Origin of the sequence: Klebsiella sp. SWET4, from assembly GCF_024296565.1 — a bacterium.
GTDB lineage: Bacteria > Pseudomonadota > Gammaproteobacteria > Enterobacterales > Enterobacteriaceae > Klebsiella > Klebsiella variicola.
In genome coordinates this window covers 432,554-448,520 of the sequence record NZ_JANCOB010000001.1, presented here as the reverse complement: position 1 = coordinate 448,520, position 15,967 = coordinate 432,554, and the positions used below count along the sequence as shown (strand labels likewise).

General features: G+C 58.3%; 11 protein-coding genes and 1 pseudogene. 2 read left to right on the top strand and 10 right to left on the bottom strand.

Features of this window, described 5'->3' with window-relative positions:
* Positions 1-4: 4 nt before the first annotated feature.
* The 8 genes and pseudogenes from NKJ21_RS02420 to tssB all read right to left on the bottom strand — a co-directional run.
* A pseudogene (locus NKJ21_RS02420) lies at positions 5-1,748 on the bottom strand (type VI secretion system Vgr family protein); the annotation flags it as partial.
* Complete coding sequence (tssH, locus tag NKJ21_RS02415) at positions 1,741-4,374, bottom strand: type VI secretion system ATPase TssH (protein ID WP_047666441.1); 2,634 nt, start codon at positions 4,372-4,374, stop codon at positions 1,741-1,743. The pseudogene NKJ21_RS02420 and the gene tssH, both read right to left, overlap by 8 nt.
* 264 nt (positions 4,375-4,638) lie before the next feature.
* Entirely contained in the window at positions 4,639-5,130 is a 492-nt protein-coding gene (hcp, locus tag NKJ21_RS02410; RefSeq protein WP_002902160.1) for a type VI secretion system effector Hcp, read from the bottom strand.
* Between the two features lie 4 nt (positions 5,131-5,134).
* Positions 5,135-6,838, bottom strand: a complete 1,704-nt coding sequence (locus tag NKJ21_RS02405; protein ID WP_239270349.1) for an OmpA family protein — start codon at positions 6,836-6,838, stop codon at positions 5,135-5,137.
* Positions 6,835-7,524 (bottom strand): type VI secretion system protein TssL, short form, encoded by a 690-nt coding sequence (gene tssL / locus NKJ21_RS02400; protein ID WP_080928689.1) that lies wholly within the window; start codon positions 7,522-7,524, stop codon positions 6,835-6,837. Before tssL ends, NKJ21_RS02405 begins: the two co-directional genes overlap by 4 nt.
* A complete protein-coding gene (gene tssK / locus NKJ21_RS02395; RefSeq protein WP_165473963.1) occupies positions 7,521-8,864 on the bottom strand; it encodes a type VI secretion system baseplate subunit TssK in 1,344 nt (447 codons plus the stop codon). Before tssK ends, tssL begins: the two co-directional genes overlap by 4 nt.
* Before the next feature lie 9 nt (positions 8,865-8,873).
* Complete coding sequence (gene tssC / locus NKJ21_RS02390; protein ID WP_008805195.1) at positions 8,874-10,418, bottom strand: type VI secretion system contractile sheath large subunit; 1,545 nt, start codon at positions 10,416-10,418, stop codon at positions 8,874-8,876.
* 42 nt (positions 10,419-10,460) lie between these two features.
* The gene (tssB, locus tag NKJ21_RS02385) at positions 10,461-10,952 is read right to left on the bottom strand and encodes a type VI secretion system contractile sheath small subunit (RefSeq protein ID WP_004176434.1); all 492 of its coding nucleotides are present in this window, start codon (positions 10,950-10,952) and stop codon (positions 10,461-10,463) included.
* Between the two features lie 629 nt (positions 10,953-11,581).
* Between tssB and NKJ21_RS02380 the strand changes: the two genes are divergently transcribed.
* On the top strand, positions 11,582-12,148 hold the full coding sequence (locus NKJ21_RS02380; RefSeq protein WP_008805196.1) for a DJ-1/PfpI family protein: 567 nt from the start codon (positions 11,582-11,584) through the stop codon (positions 12,146-12,148).
* Positions 12,149-12,346: 198 nt separating this feature from the next.
* On the opposite strand, the gene NKJ21_RS02375 is transcribed toward NKJ21_RS02380, so the two are convergent.
* Together NKJ21_RS02375 and NKJ21_RS02370 are read right to left on the bottom strand one after the other, a co-directional pair.
* Positions 12,347-13,879, bottom strand: a complete 1,533-nt coding sequence (locus NKJ21_RS02375) for an HD domain-containing protein (protein ID WP_032732865.1) — start codon at positions 13,877-13,879, stop codon at positions 12,347-12,349.
* Positions 13,880-14,095: 216 nt separating this feature from the next.
* Complete coding sequence (locus NKJ21_RS02370) at positions 14,096-14,857, bottom strand: SDR family NAD(P)-dependent oxidoreductase (protein WP_239270347.1); 762 nt, start codon at positions 14,855-14,857, stop codon at positions 14,096-14,098.
* Positions 14,858-14,965: 108 nt separating this feature from the next.
* Here NKJ21_RS02370 and NKJ21_RS02365 point away from each other — a divergent pair, with 108 nt between their 5' ends.
* Positions 14,966-15,880: a LysR family transcriptional regulator gene (locus NKJ21_RS02365; protein ID WP_032732863.1), complete on the top strand. Its 915-nt coding sequence runs from the start codon at positions 14,966-14,968 to the stop codon at positions 15,878-15,880.
* The last annotated feature ends 87 nt before the right edge of the window (positions 15,881-15,967 follow it).

The following is a 15,967-nucleotide window of genomic DNA, read 5'->3' as shown; positions in this document are numbered from 1 at the left end:
GCACCTTTCAGCAAACTGACCGCCGGCTCCATCGCCAGCACCTGCCCCCGGGCCTTCGCCTGTCCGTCCGCGCTGATAAAAATACCCTTCTGTGCCCGGATAGCTCCCCAGCTGTCGGTTCTTAGCTCAAAACCGTCCCCGCGCTGCTGCTTTTCAGCATCCACGAGATGGCCGAGGTTCAGCTGGCTCTTGCCGCCATACTCCGTCGACACCTTGATATGTTCTTTCCCGCGCTCATCGTCGAGGCGGATTTTGTTGTTGGCCGGGGTGCGCAGAACGTTGCGTTTGTCATTGCGGATGGTGACGTGGTCGCCGTGCGCCGAGTCGTGCAGCACGCCCGCGATATACGGCCGGTCAGGGTTACCATCCTCAAAGCCAATCGCCACCTCCGTCCCCGCCAGCAGCGGCAGGTGCAGGCCGTAAGTGTCTCCGGCATACGGTCGCGACTGACGGACCCACAGACTCTCGAACCCGGTTTCCCAGCGCGCCCGGTCAAACAGCATATTCACCCGGTAGCGCCCGTGTTTATCGATATGCCCGTAGGTGTCGTTTTCCCGGGTGCTGGTCACGCGGGCCGGCAGCGTCCCGGCCATCACCGGACGCGCACCTGGCTCAGGCCGGTAGCCGACGTCCGGGCTGTCCGGTATGCCGGCAAACTCCACCGCAAAGTCGGCATCGCGCCGGGCATGGCTGTGCATCGCCGTGACGAGCACGCCATGAGCAAACTCCCCGGCCACCTCCTCTCCGCCGGTGACCTTCAGCACCTGCCCCGGGCAGAGCGTCGGGCAGCTGGTGGTGGCCTGCATCCGGGTCTGGCCGTTAAGATAACGCTCATGGCGAAGCCGGGCGTAAAACGCCCCGGACTCCGGCGCCGGATGGCGGTCATGGACATTCCCCGCGGTCAGGTAGTTATCTCCCCAGTGGTAAGCCTCACCAAAGGTGGTCGTCTCCCCGCGGGTGACATCCACCTGCGCGTTCATGTCCGCCGTCGCCTCGCGGTAGTTGTAGTCGCGGGTACTGACCTGCTGCTCCACGACGCGGTGGCGGCATGCCATCTCCCACACCGCGTCCACCCCGGCCGACTGCTGCCCTGACGGCGGGACCGAAGGCAACGTCAGCCCCTTCTCATAGCCCTGCTGACTGTCGCAGAACTCAGCGACGTCGATGTGCAGCCGCGTGTCGGCGGAAAAGCGAAACCAGATCCCCACCTCACCCAGCAGCCGGGTGATAAAGCGCAGGTCATCCTCGCCGTACTGCATCACCTGCTCGCGGCGCGGATACGTTTTTGTCAGCGAGAACAGAAAATCCTGACCGCGCAGGCCGTGGCGCTCGCGGAGGATTTTTTCCACAATCTGCGGAACGGACTGGTCCTGGTAAATGGCGTTCTGGTGCGAGCGGTTAAGCAGCGCCAGGCGCGGCTGAAGCGTCAGCGCGTAGTGCGTTTCATCCCTGGAGGTACTGAGCCGTTCAAACCCCGTCACCACGCCCTGGATAACCCGCACGGGTTGCTGAACATTGATGCCGAAGCCCTGAGCCACCGGCGCCTGCAGCGTCAGGGAGGCTGCCTTCATCAGCATCATCTCTTTGCTGATGGCATGGTCTGCGCTGGTGAATTCAATACGGTAGCGGAACGGCTGGCTCAGGGCTTCATCGCCCTCGAAGGCCAGCACATCAAGCCCGGCTTCACATCCCTTCACCGAAAGCAGGTGGTGGTTATGGCTGAACAACAACGATTTCACGCTACTCATCGGATATTGTCCCCTCGTCAAACGCCATCACGACGCCTTCCTCTTCGTGATACCCCAGCGTCACCTGGCGCGGTTTCTGCCCCGCCGCCATATGGCTCAATAGCTGCTGACTCAGCGCCGGCAGGATCTGCTGATTCAGCAGACTGTCGACGTTGCGGGCGCCGGTATCCGGCAGCAGGCAGGCCTCGGTCAGCGCGTCGAACAGGCTCTCGCTGAGGGTGGTGGTGATTCCGTAATGGCAAGCCAGACGCTGACTTACCTGCCCGAGCTTCATGCCGACAATGGCGCGCAGCGCTCCCGCCGGCAGCGGACGGTAAATCACCGTCTGGAAGCGGGCCAGCAGCGCCGGCTGGAAGTGGCCGCGCAGTACCGGGCGCAGCAGCTCGTGCAGGTCTGATTCGCTGGCCTCCGGCTGTTCATCCAGCAACTGCATCAGGAGGTCGCTTCCGAGGTTGGCGGTCATCAGGATCACGGTGTTGCGAAAGTCGATTTCACGCCCCTCGCCGTCGCGCATTACCCCCCGGTCGAAGACCTGGTAGAACAGGTTCATCACATCGCGATGAGCCTTCTCCACCTCATCGAGCAGCACCACGCTGTAGGGGCGTTTGCGCACCGCCTCGGTCAGGATCCCGCCCTGGCCGTAGCCGACGTAGCCCGGCGGAGAACCCTTCAGCTGGCTGACGGTGTGCGGCTCCTGGTACTCGGAGAGATTGATGGTGATCAGCGCTTTCTCGCCGCCGAACAGCGCATCGGCCAGGGCGAGCGCCGTTTCCGTTTTGCCGGTGCCGCTCGGCCCGACCAGCAGGAACACCCCCTGCGGACCGTTCTCCGGCGTCAGGCCGGTTTTCGCGGCGCGCAGGCGCCGGGCAATAGCGCTCAGGGCCGCCTCCTGGCCAACCACCCGTTTGCCGAGACTCTCTTCCAGACTCAGCAGCTCCGTCTGCTCATCTTTCATTAGCAAGGAGAGCGGCACGCCGGTCCAGTCGGCAATCACCGTCGCCACGGTGCGGACGTCGACGTCCAGCCCGAGCAGCGGATTGCCCTGTTGGACGGCAATAAGCGCGTTTTGCAGGTCGTTAATTTCCGCCTGGCGGGAGATATCGCGGCGACAGGCCAGCAGCGCCTCCGTCAGCTGCAGCTCCTGACCATACTGAGTTTCAAGGGTATCCAGCGCCAGAATAAGGCGGATCTCCTCCTGCTCAATGGCCGCCAGCCGTTCGCCGCGGGCGCTGTTGCCCAGCGCAATATCTTCCAGCAGCGCCTGTTTCTCCATCGCCAGCGCGGTGAGCTGCGCCTTCATGCGGGTCAGCGGCTCAGGCACGGTATCGAGACTCATGCGCAGGCGGGCGGAAGCGGTGTCGAGTAAATCCACTGCCTTGTCCGGCAGCTGGCGACCGGTGAGGTAGCGTCGTGACAGCGTCACGGCGGCGCGCACCGCATCATCCGTGATATGCACGCCGTGGTGGTCGGCATAGCGGGACTTCAGGCCACGCAGCATCAGGCAGGCGGTGTCGTCGTCCGGCTCATCCACCTTGACCATCTGAAAGCGGCGCTCCAGCGCGGCGTCGCGCTCGAAGTACTGCTTGTATTCAGACCAGGTGGTGGCGGCGATGGTCCGCAGCTCGCCCCGGGCCAGCGCCGGCTTCAGCAGGTTGGCGGCATCCGCGCCGCCCGCCTGATTACCCGCGCCGATGATCGTGTGCGCCTCGTCGATAAACAGCAGCACCGGCGAAGGCGACTGCTGTACCGCCTCAATGATATTTTTCAGCCGCTGCTCGAACTCGCCTTTGACCCCGGCGCCGGCCTGCAGCAGACCGAGGTCGAGGGTGCGCACCGACACCGGCTTCAGCGCGTCGGGGACGTTGCCTTCGGCAATGCGCAACGCCAGGCCTTCCACCAGAGCGGTCTTGCCCACGCCCGGCTCGCCAACGAGGATCGGGTTGTTTTTTCGCCGACGGGAGAGAATATCCACCATCTGGCGGATTTCCGTGTCGCGTCCAAACACCGGGTCAATCTGGCCGTCTCTGGCTTTGGCGGTGACGTCGAGAGTGAATTTGTCCAGCGCGTTCTGCAGCGCCGGGTTGAGCCCATCCGCATTCAGTTCGCTGCCCGCAGGACGCCCCACAAATTCCACGTCCCCGCCATGAGGCTGCGCTGGCGGACGTTCGTCGGACTGGGCATCCAGCAAGGGGCGCAGGCGTTCCAGCTGACGCTGGCCCAGCGTTAACAGCGGCCACAGGCCATCGCACTGGATCAGATTCTGTTTTTCAACCAGCGCCATCAGCAGGTGAACACTGCGGATCTGCGCTTCGCCGCTGAGAGAGGCAATCAGCCAGGCCTCCTGCATCAGCCTCAGGGTATGGTCAGAGAGCTGGGGACGATGACGTACCGAGCGCGGCTGTTTATCCAGCCAGCTCAGCAGATCCTGCCACAGCGCATCCATATCCCATTCATAGCGCCGCGCCAGCACCGTCAGATCGCCTTCCCCCTGTTCCAGCAGTTTAAGCAGCCAGTGCTCGGGCAGGATCTCGGCATGCGCCCGCGTCTGGCACAGGGAGGCCGCCCCCTCCATTGCGCGGGCACAGCAGGGATTAAGACGGCGTAACAGGCTGGCTGGATTTTCCATGAGATCCTCTCTTATTGGTTCCGGACACGCTACCGCCCGTCGCTGTTCCCGAACAGGAACCCCAAGCGCACAAGGTCAGGCAGACAGATTGTGTTTTTCTTTGCTGAGAACCCGTATCTCAGGCGCTCAGCAAAAAACGGCGGGCAGAGAAACGCTGCCCGCATCAGGCGATCGCCCGCAATAAACCCCGGTCGCAGCGATAACGATGCGGCCGGGATGAGCGAACGTCGCCTGCGCGCCAGCGGCGCGAAATATGACGGGCAATTACGCGGTGGCGCGTTCGTTCCAGCTATCGGAGTGAATGATGTTGCCGTCTTTATAGGTCCAGGTGATCTTCTCGTAGCGCAGCTCAATCTGTTCCAGATGGTTGTGCTTCTCGTAGGCAGGGTTTTTGATGTCGTGCATCAGGGGATTCACTTTCACCACCTTGACGTTCTCAAGTTTGGTATTGAAATACTCCACTTCCTGGCCGGCATCGTTGATTCTGTACCACTTGAACTCAGCGGATTTCAGGGTCTGGCCGGTGGTCACTGCCTTGTACAGGTACGGGCTGGAGGAGTCGATCTCCTTGGTGAACAGGAACGGCGTATGGATACGCGTGCCGGTCAGTTTGCCGGTGTTGTTATCGGTCGGGATGTACAGGTTGTGCTCCTGAGCCACCACTTCGATACTGCCTTCACGATCCTGAACGTCGACAGACCCTTTAATGTCCGCGCCGCCGTCGTCTTTCAGCCAAAGATAAACAGGAATTGCCATGGAATTACTCTCCATTGTGTAGTGAAGCGCCATCATCCTGGGATGACGCAGAGGGTTGGTCCGGTAACCGGCAGGCGTCTACCTGCGGCACCAGACTGATTTCGACACGACGGTTCAGCGCACGGCCCTCCGGCGTATCGTTTGTTGCAATTGGTCGGCTTTCGCCATAGCCCTGAACGGCAAAGCAGCTGTCCGGCACGTCGCCGGTATCGCGCATCCAGTCGCGGACCGATTCCGCACGTTTCAGCGACAATAGCTGGTTGGCTTTTTCCTCACCGACGCTGTCGGTGTGGCCCGCCACCACGATCAGCCACCCGGGCCTGGCCTTAATGTCCATCAGCGAGTTGACCAGCCGCTTTGTCGAACCAGGCTTCAGTACCCATTTCCCGGTATCGAATAGCGACATGCTGTCAAGGCGGATGACGTCCGGCGCGACGCGCTGCACCGGCCTGGGTGGCGGAGGCGGCACGTAACCGCGAATCGCCTCCAGCAACGGCAGGCGAATCTGCTCCCCGCGATACAAGCCCAGACTCAGGCGCAGCGGGACGCCGTTACGCGCCCAGCTATCGAGCAGCGCGGCATCTTCACGCAGCACCCTGACAGCGCTGGCTTTTGGCCGATAATCATCCATCGCAATCCGCTCATAACGGGCAATATCGACGCCCACGCGCTGCAGCAGTTGTCGATTGTTCCAGCCACTGCTGAGCAGCGCGGCGACAGCCGCGAGGGTGAAAATCGCGAGCGCCGCGCGCCAGGCCCTGCCTCGTGGCGTGAGTCCCCGTCCCGCCGGTAACTGCGGCAGGATGAATTCCGGCAACGCTGAAGCATCTTCGGTGTCGCTCTCATCTGGCTGCCAGCCAGCTACCCGCGACAGGCCGCTATGTCGGGATAACCACGTCGTCCAGGCCGACGATGCCAGACTTCCAGGCAGCGAGGGCCCGAGCCCCCACAGCACGGCCGCTGGGGTCAGAGGCGGCAGGTCGGTATTTTCTTCCGTCAACACGGCATGGACGTGCTGTTCAAACCAGCCCATCAGGCTGTTCATCAGCACCTGCTGCTCCAGCGCGGCCGCCCCGCCGGCGCTTACCCAGGCCGGTACGGAACAGGGGGCGCAGGAGGGCTGCCAGACTTTCACCGCTTCGCCCGGCATCGCCGCCTGCCAGAGCAGGATGGGACTCATCGCGCTGCCCACCTGCCCCTGCAGCGCCAGCGGTACGGCATACCCCGTCTGCTGACGCAGCTGGCTGAGTTGCCAGCGCAGGGCCAGCAGAGCGCTGGTCAGCGCATCGCTTTGCGCATGCCGCTGCGGGCAGACGCAGAGCAGCACCGACAGCTGAGGCCCCCATTCCGGCCGCTGGCTCAATATCTGACGCGCGACCTGCTGCAGCTCCTCCGTCTTTTCCACGCGGATCCAGCAGCCCTGTTTGACGACCCGCACCGGAGACTTTTGCGACCAGACAAACGGCAGATCGCCGCAAACGAGGACCACCGGCTGGCGATAAGCGCCCTCCGGGAGAGGGGCCAGGGTTGATGCGACGTTACGTCGGGTACGACGACTGGCGATGCGCCAGATCCCGATGATCAGGGCCAGCGTGACCAGCAGAATGAGCCACGCCCCCCAGCGGGGAACCGGCAAAAATAGCAGGCACACCAGCGCACTCAGCAGGCTGGCCCACAGCGCCAGCCCACGCTGCTGCGCGGGGCTCATTTCACCGTCCCCGGTAACAGGGTCAGCAGCAGGTGATCGAGCCAGTGGTTCAGCCCCCACCACAGGACAAGTACCACCATCACGCTCAGGCCAATACGTACCGGCCAGGAGGCCAGCCAGCCGCTTATCCCCAGTCCGGCCCGACTCTCTACCAGTACGGGAGCGGTTGACGGGCACTGAAAAGGAGGAACACGCTCACTGAGCGCGTTGATCAGCTTCAGGCGCTCGGGATCGTTGAGGGAGCGAAAGCTGCCAACAAAACCCAGCAGCATCACCCGCTGAAAACAGGTGACCACGGCCAGGTCGGGCGCCGGTTCACGCAGGACCTCGCGCATCCGCTCGCACAGGGTGTCGCCGGCGTCCATGGTGCCGAGGAAGTGTCCCTGCAGCGGAATGTCATACCACTGCAGGCAGGCCTCATCCTCCACGCCGCGCCCCTTCACGGCTTCATCGAGCAGCGCGCACTGGGCGGTGAGAATATGCTGACAGCTGGCGTCATCAAGCCCGCTCGCCTTCAGCTCATGTTGCACGCGCTCGACATCAGCAATACAGCGCTGCCATAGCGTGTACCCTTCCTCATCGCGGAACTGCGGGCCGTGGCGCAGGCTGATAACCTGTAGCCAGGTGTTCTGCAGCAGCGCATCAATATCAATGGACGCGGCGTTACCGCGTTTAGGCTCATTCACGTTCGTAGTACCGCAAAAAGTTCAAGTTCAGGCTCACCGAGCATCCCCGGGACGTAAAACATACAGGTGCCGCTCTGCAGCATTTCCGTCGCCAGAGGGTGGGACACATCGAGGCTGAAATACTGATTTTCCAGACGCAGCGGGATCGCCGCCGGCACATGACGCAATGGCGTGAGGGGCACCCCTGTCCGCGAGGAGTTGACGATGGCTTTGACATGATCCGGACTGCCCACTTTGCACTGTCGCGGAAACTGCTCCTGCAGTCGGGCGACCGGTACCGAAGAACGAACCGACAGGTAGTAGTCAGCCCCTTCCCGCAGCCGGGCATCGTGCAGACGCGCCTGCCAGAAGTGCAGCCGGGCATCATGCTCCAGGGCAATCGCCACCACCCGCGACGGCAGGCTCGCCTCCAGCAGGTCGCTCAGTAAATCAAACAGCGGCGGAAAAACCGCGTTCAGCTGGTCATGCTGATAGATCGGGACGGCATTCGCCTGATGGGTAAGCGAAAAGGTCAGCAGGCTGCCAGCCAGGCGCGCCAGCTCCGGATAGAGGCGTTCCGGCGGGCTCTGTTGGTCACGCAGAAAGTACCCCAGCACCGGCTCGGCGCTGTTCAGCGCATTCAGCAACCAGAACAGAGAGACATCGGCCACGGCAAAATCAGCCATCCGTTCATTGCTCTCGCGACGCATGGCCATCAGGCGCGTCAGACGAGCCCGAAGCTGAGTAAGCAGCTGTTCAAGCTGCGCCGCCAGCCAGCGGCTGCCCTGGATCTGCAGCAGCGGCGGGAGAAACGTCTCGTCGATAAGCCAGGCCCCCTGCGAGTCCCGCTGCAGGCGAACAAGCGGACAGGTCAGGTAATCGCTGTTGTCCTGATGGGCGAAACGGAGGGTCAGCTCCGGCTGCATGACGGCAATCTGTCGGGTATCTTCCCCGAACTGGTTGCGGACATCGCGCCAGCGCTGCCGGAAGCGCACCGGCCTTTCGGCCACCTCCTCCGGCTTCAGGCAGTTGCCGCCATTCGCCTGCATCAGGGGCAGCGCCAGCACGATCACCGCCTCGCCGTCCGCGCCGTCCAGTGACAGCGCGGACGGCAGCGCATCGGCATTGTCCGTATCAATCATCGTGCCATCCTGGAACCGGACCTGCAGCCTGTGAGCCTGCAGGCGGCCCAGTTTAAGCATCTCTGGTTCGAAGGTCGCCTCAACCACTCCCCATGGATGGTTAAGACCTATCCGGGCAATCACTTCCGCAGTCCAGGCTGCATACGCAGCCTGCTGTTGAAAATGCTGGGGCGACACCATAATGCCCCGGCCCCACAACGGACGTTCCGTTTTCATCATCGTCCGAACCTACGCCTTCGCCTTTGGCATCTGGCTAACCAGCGACAGATTGACGTCCATCCCCTCGACCTGGAAGTGCGGCACCGCGTAAAGCTTCACGCGGAAGAAGCCTGGGTTATCCTCAATATCTTCCACCACCACGCTGGCATCGCGCAGCGGATGGGAGGCCTGCAGCTCGTCGCCGGGGTCGGTCATTTCAGTCACCAGGCTCCGCACCCAGGTGTTCAGCTCCAGCTCCAGCAGCCGCCGGTCCTTGGTGGTGCCGATATTCTCGCGCTGGATCATCTTCAGGTAGTGCGCGATGCGCGACAGCAGGAAGATGTAAGGCAGACGCGCGTTGATGCGGCTGTTGGCGGTGGCGTCGGCGGTATCGTACAGCGCCGGTTTCTGCGCGGAGTTGGCCGAGAAGAAGCAGGCGTAATCGCGATTTTTGTAGTACGACAGCGGGATAAAGCCCAGGCTGGCGAACTCAAACTCCCGCGTTTCCGGGATCATCACCTCGGAAGGAATTTTCACCTGGTTGCCGGTGCCCAGATCGTACAGGTGGATGGGCAGATCTTTCACCGCGCCGCCGGCCTGCGGACCGCGGATCTGCACGCACCAGCCGTTATTGACAAAGCTCTTCACCATATTGGAAGCGAAGGAGAACGCCGCGCTGGTCCACAGATACTTTTCGTGGTCCGGACCTTTCACCTGCTCGACATAGTTGAAGCTGCGCACCGGCACGGTGTCCGGACCGTACGGCAGACGACCCAGCACACGCGGCATCACCAGGCCGATGTAGCGGGCATCGTCGGTTTCACGAAATGATTTCCAGCGAATATATTCCGCGCGATCGAAGTAGTTGCCGATATCCTTAATAGCAGCCACCTCTTCCATGGTCTCTTTCAGGAAGAAGGCCGGGCCGACGGCGCCGATAAACGGCATATGGGCGGCCGCAGAGACGCGGGAGATATTGCGCAGCAGCGCCACATCCTGCGGGCTGGCGTCGAACTCATAGGCCGAGATCACCGAGCCGATCGGCTCGCCGCCGGGAGTGTCATACTCCGCGGTATAGGTGTGCCAGTAGAGGCCGCTCTGGATAAGCTCCGGCGCGTCCTCAAAGTCCTGGCGCAGATCGTCTTTGGCGACGTCCAGGATCTCCGTTTTGACGTTCTGCCGATAGTCGGTGTTGTCCACCAGCTGTTTGAGGCCGCGCCACAGGGATTCGACCTGCTGAAACTCCTGATGATGCATCACCGCGTCCAGCTGACGGCTTATCTGGAAATCCAGTTCGGCGATATGGTGATCAATCAGCGTTTTGTCGAGCTTTTCCACCCGCTGACCGGACTGACGGATGCGCTCCATAAACACCTGCATCGCCGCGGTGAGACGTTCCGCCGCCGGCGCCTCGGAGAGCGCGGCATCGTCCAGAAAGTCGTTGATATCCCCGAGGTGAGACGCCGGGGCGAGATTAATTTTTTCAAACAGCGAGGCGTAAACGCCCTCGCCCGCCCTATTTTCCTGCAACGTGGTTTGCCCCTGAACAGGGGCGTTTTCTGTGGTAACAGACATTAGCATTTTCCCGGTTAATCCATTAACAGACTTGCCCCGCCATTATTTCGGGGCAAGCGCACTCATTTCGTCGCGTAATTCCTGGGACAGCGCCGGATCTTTCAGGATTGCCTCAAGCTCTTTTCTGAAAGTGGCGTTATCAAGCAGATTGGATTTGAGATCGCGTAATAAATTACGCATCGCCAGCATGGCGCGGAGTTGCGGAATTTGCCGGGCAACCTGCTCCGGTTCAAAATCTTTGATGTCGGTAAAACGCAGTCTGACATTCTCCTCTTCACCATTACCGGCCAGCGTATTCGGCACCGAGAGGTTAACTTCCGGGCTAAATTCCGAAAGTACGCTGTTAAAGTTATTTTTATTGACGTTGATTTTTTCTCTTTCCGATAAAGGCCGGTTTTCCTTACCATGACTAAAATCGCCAATGGTAAGCAGCTTCAGCGGCAGTTCGACCTTCTTCTGCGCGCCGCCGGTATGAAGAGATAATTTGAGATTAATGCGCGCCCTGGGGACTTCATTCTGGAACGTATCAGCCATAGCAGTTCCTTTCCTTAAGGAATAATTATTGAAGAGTTGACGATAAAAACCGGATGATAATAGAGCAAAAACAGATTATCGATCAACTTAACAAGAATATTTCTTTAATGCATTCACAAGGCAAACAAGTTTATTTTAATAGTAACAACAATGAATGACTTACAGCCAAATATAAAGTCCAAAGCCAACACCTTCAATTAACATTGAACACATGAATATTCACATCACATATCATCAAGGCGATAAAAAAATAGATTAAATGAATATGATAGCGGCAATTCCCGTGAATAATATTGTCATGAGATAATTGATATTATCGTTAGCAGATCAGGCACGCATTTAAGCCACTTCTCCTGTTTTCGTCCACGCTGAACCGTCAACAGCCCTGGCACACAGGCCTGCGGAACCCGCGATATTTTCCACCACAGACAGCCGTCATTAGCTGAAAAAGGCTATTTTCCCGGGTGACTGACCACACGGCGATGTCGGCAAAAGTTGTCGTTACCAGAAAAAACATGACCCCGATAGCAAGATGCACACGCTACCGTCTTCGGCATCCTGAGGGGGTCGCATTCTGCGGATCGCCAGGCTATATCTAAGACACCTTTCTCCCACAACGAGTAAAAATGATGAGCAAGAAGATCCTGATGCTGGTCGGCGATTATGCCGAAGATTACGAAACGATGGTCCCTTTTCAGGCACTGCAGATGATTGGCCACCAGGTCGATGCCGTCTGCCCGGATAAAGCCGCTGGCGACTATGTCATGACCGCGATCCATGACTTTGACGGCGCCCAGACTTATAGCGAAAAGCCGGGGCACCGCTTCACCCTGAACGCCAATTTTGCCGCGGTGAAGGCCGAGGACTATGACGCGCTAGTGATCCCCGGTGGCCGGGCGCCGGAGTATCTGCGCCTGAACGAGGAGGTTATTAAACTGGTACAGGCATTCGACGCCGCGCGTAAACCTATCGCCGCCGTCTGCCATGGCCCACAGCTGCTGGCCGCCGCTGGTATTCTCCAGGGCCGCACTTGCAGCGCTTATCCCGCCTGTGCCCCGGAAGTGCGCCTGAGCGGTGGGCACTATGCGGATATTGGTATCGACCAGGCGCATGTGGACGGTAACCTTGTTACCGCCCCTGCCTGGCCGGCTCACCCGCAGTGGCTGGCGAAATTCGCCGCCCTGCTGGCGGAATAACCATACTGAGCCGGCGTTTTTGTTGAGCCACCCGCCACTCTGCGGGAATCTATGCCTCAGCGCGGCGTTTAGTATCGGATAAGCGCGCTGTTTTATGTTATCCCGACAGCGGGGATGCGCCACGATTTACCGCTTATCTTCAGGGTCCGGTTAAAAAACCAGACCCTGAAAGGGTTATCGCTGCCATGGCGGATATCATCAATTCAGCAACGCGATCTGCTTTATCACTATTTGGTTGATTTTATGGATTATTTCAGAAGTTACGCGTTCTTTGATATCGCGGTCAACAAATACCCGGATGCAATATTTGATGATTTGATACTGATTTAACTTATCACCACATTGAATTAACGGTTTTATTTCGTAGCGGTTCTCAAGATCTTTCACCAAAAGCTTAACTTCGGTTTTATCCAGGTCTTTAAAGGCGCAGTCGGAGACAATATCAATGGCAAATTCATGTGGTTTGAAATGAGGCTGTAATACAGAAGTCAATAACCCGGTTAGTTGACTCTTCCACGCCTTATTTTCCTTGTCAGCAATGTTAGCTTTATACACAGAGTGTTTGGCCTCATAGACCTTAGACCATGGGTGTCGGTTAATAATGTCATCAAGTATTTTTTTATTAACCGCTTCGGTATCGCTGGTATCTATCCATTCACCAACCTTTTCATTCAAAAAATAATCATCACTGCACGCCAAATAAAATTCCTTCAGCGCGTCGATGAAGCTTTCATCGCTATGGTCAACGATACGGTCGGTAACGTCAGAGATAATGACATTTTGTGGATCCTTGCTTTGCATAATCTCACATAATGTGCTCAACATCGTCGCAAAAGCGCGGTTTGTTTTATGGTAATATACCTGCGAGAAAAGGCTGGAGCGCGCCCCAATAAACTCAGCGATCGAATCAATCCCACTCTCTTTGTAAGCAAGGTACAATTTTCCCTTTTCCTCGACTGGGACAATTGACATAAACAAGCGATTGTAATCGTAGATACCACACTTGACGCCGGAGAAATAGCCATCTCTGAGTAAGTAATCCATCCGGTCGGCATCGATAGGACAGGAAGAGATGATCGAGGTCATTAACGGCAGGATATCTGTTGCCTTTCCATTAATTTCCTCAATGATCTGTTGGTCACCGTATCTTTTTTCGATGATTTTTAACACATTTTCGATATTTATTTCGTCATCGACCTTACCCTGTGTTCTCAGATCATGATAAATCATCAGGCTGAACAACAGCGAAAGCTGTTCATGTTCAACTTTCTGATCTGGCTTGCTCAATACATTGATGACCGAATGGAAGGCTTTGGGCAGAACATCGGATAATTCCTGCTTATTGGGCATAAAACTATCAAACTGGTGCGATATAGGCCCGTGTCCGATGTCATGCATCAGCGCAGCGAGTCTCAACTCCTGGATGTTATGTTTTGGTATCTGATCGATATAACAAAATACATGTCCATCATTATATTTCTTTTGATACCGTATCGCATTCAGGCGTAAGTTATTCAGTATTTCACTTGATAAATGAAGCACACCAAGAGAGTGTTCGAAGCGACTGTGCACCGCAGAGGGAAAGACCTTATATAAAAAAGAGTTCTGTTTAATGTTGCGTAAGCGCTGGAACAGGGGGTGATTGATAAAGGCAATCTCGAGTGTCGTCAAACGAATAGTGCCGTGAATGGGATCAAGGATCTTACTGGTCAATTCATTTTCAAAATCCATATCTTAAATCCTTTCATAAGTACATTAAATATATTTAGCATATTGACTGTTTATTCAACAATAATCTTGCGCATTCAGGCAATAAGGTCAATCACTAATATTTAACGAGCAACGCGGCAGATTTTTATTTCCTTATCTCTGCACAGCGTCGCGCTATATCGGCATCCACTGACATATCGATTGACTACGGATGAAAACAGCCCCGGTTTTCTTCGCTCAGATCCGCATTCCCCCGGAAACCTCAATGCGCTGGGCATTCACCCAGCGATGATCATCGGATAACAGCGAGGCGATCATCGGCCCGATATCCTCTGGCACCCCCGGTCGCCCCAGCGCCGTCATGTTCGCCACCGCCTGAGCGACCTGCGGGTTATCCCGCACCACCCCGCCGCTGAAATCGGTGGCGATGGCGCCGGGCGCCACGCAGTTCACCGTAATTCCGCGACTGCCCAGCTCAAACGCCATATAGCGGGTCAGGGTTTCCACCGCGGACTTCATGATCGCATAGGGCGCCCGGTTCGCCATCACGATACGGGTTAGCCCGGACGAGACATTGACTATCCGTCCGCCATCGGCCAGCAGCGGCAATAGTTTTTGGCTGAGGAAAAAAACGCCCTTCACGTGGATACGATACAGCGCATCGAATTCAGCTTCCGTGGCGTTAAGAAAACCCATGCCGCTGGCATTGCCGGCGTTATTGACCAGGTAATGAAACCGATCGGCCCCCAGCTCCGCCAGCGCCTCCTGAAAGGCGCTGACAAATCCGTCAAAGGTATCGGTTTCGCCGGCGCTGAAGGGCAACGCAATCGCCCGGGCGCCCAGTGCTTCAACACGTTTAACCACCTCGTGCGCCTCGGCAAAATGCGCGTTATAGGTCAATACCACATTCACGCCGCGCTGAGCCAGCGCTTCAACGGTCGCGCGCCCCAGGCCGCGGCTGCCGCCTGTCACCAGGGCAATTTTTGCGCTATTGTTCATGTTTCCCCCTTTTCTCTCTGCTGAAAACATGAGCGATTATAGGCTTCTGCATGCCGACGATAAGACCGCGTTGCGCGACAGGATTGTTTTGCCAGCTGGAACAATGCCATGGATAAACTGGATACCCTGACCCTGTTCGTGCGCATCGTCGAACGAGGTTCGTTCAGCGCCGCCGCCGCGGATCTGGGTTTTTCCCGGCCGGTGGCGACCGCGGCCATTAAGGCGCTGGAGGCCAGTCTCGGGGCGCGGCTGCTGCAGCGCACCACCCGGCACGTACGACCGACGGCGGAGGGCTCGCTGTATTATCAGCGCTGCGTGGCTATTCTGGCGGCCCTTGAGGAGGCCAACCGCAGCGCCGGGGGGAGCATTGCCGGTATTATCCGCGTGGACGTGGCGGGCAATCTGGCGCGAACCCTGCTGCTGCCCGCGCTGCCACAGTTTCTCGCCCGCTATCCTGCCATTACGCTGCAGATCGGTGAAAGCGAGCGCGACGTCGATCTGGTTCGCGAAGGGGTCGACTGCGTCATTCGCGGCGGCCATCTCCCCGACAGCGAGATGATTTGCCGGCCGCTCGCCAGGCTGCAGGAAATCACCTGCGCCAGTCCGGCCTACCTCGCCCGGTACGGTACCCCGCATACGATTGAAGGACTGACGGGCCACGTGATGATCGGGTTTGTTTCATCGCGCACGCAACGAACCTTGCCGCTGAGCTTTACCCAGGATGGCCGCCAGAGCGAGGTCAGTTTGCCCTGTCGGCTGCTGACCTCCGATGCCGACGTTGGCGCCGAAGCGGCAAGGCTTGGCTTTGGCCTGTATCAGGCCCCCTTGCCCCGCCTTGAGGCCGATCTGGCGTCGGGCGCGTTAACGGAAGTGCTGGCCGATTTTCGCCCTGCGCCGCTCCCGCTCTCCCTGCTCTATCCCAGTAATCGGCAGCTCTCTGCCCGGGTACAGGTATTTATCGACTGGGTGACGGCGCTGATAAAGCCTCCCCTGGCGCAGCAGGCATCCGGAAGGCTAAAATAATATTTGCTATTATTTGCGGCTCGTGCGTTAATCGTTAAGTCGATTTACCAGACGAAAAGTTATTATCTAAGTACGCGTTCTCATCTC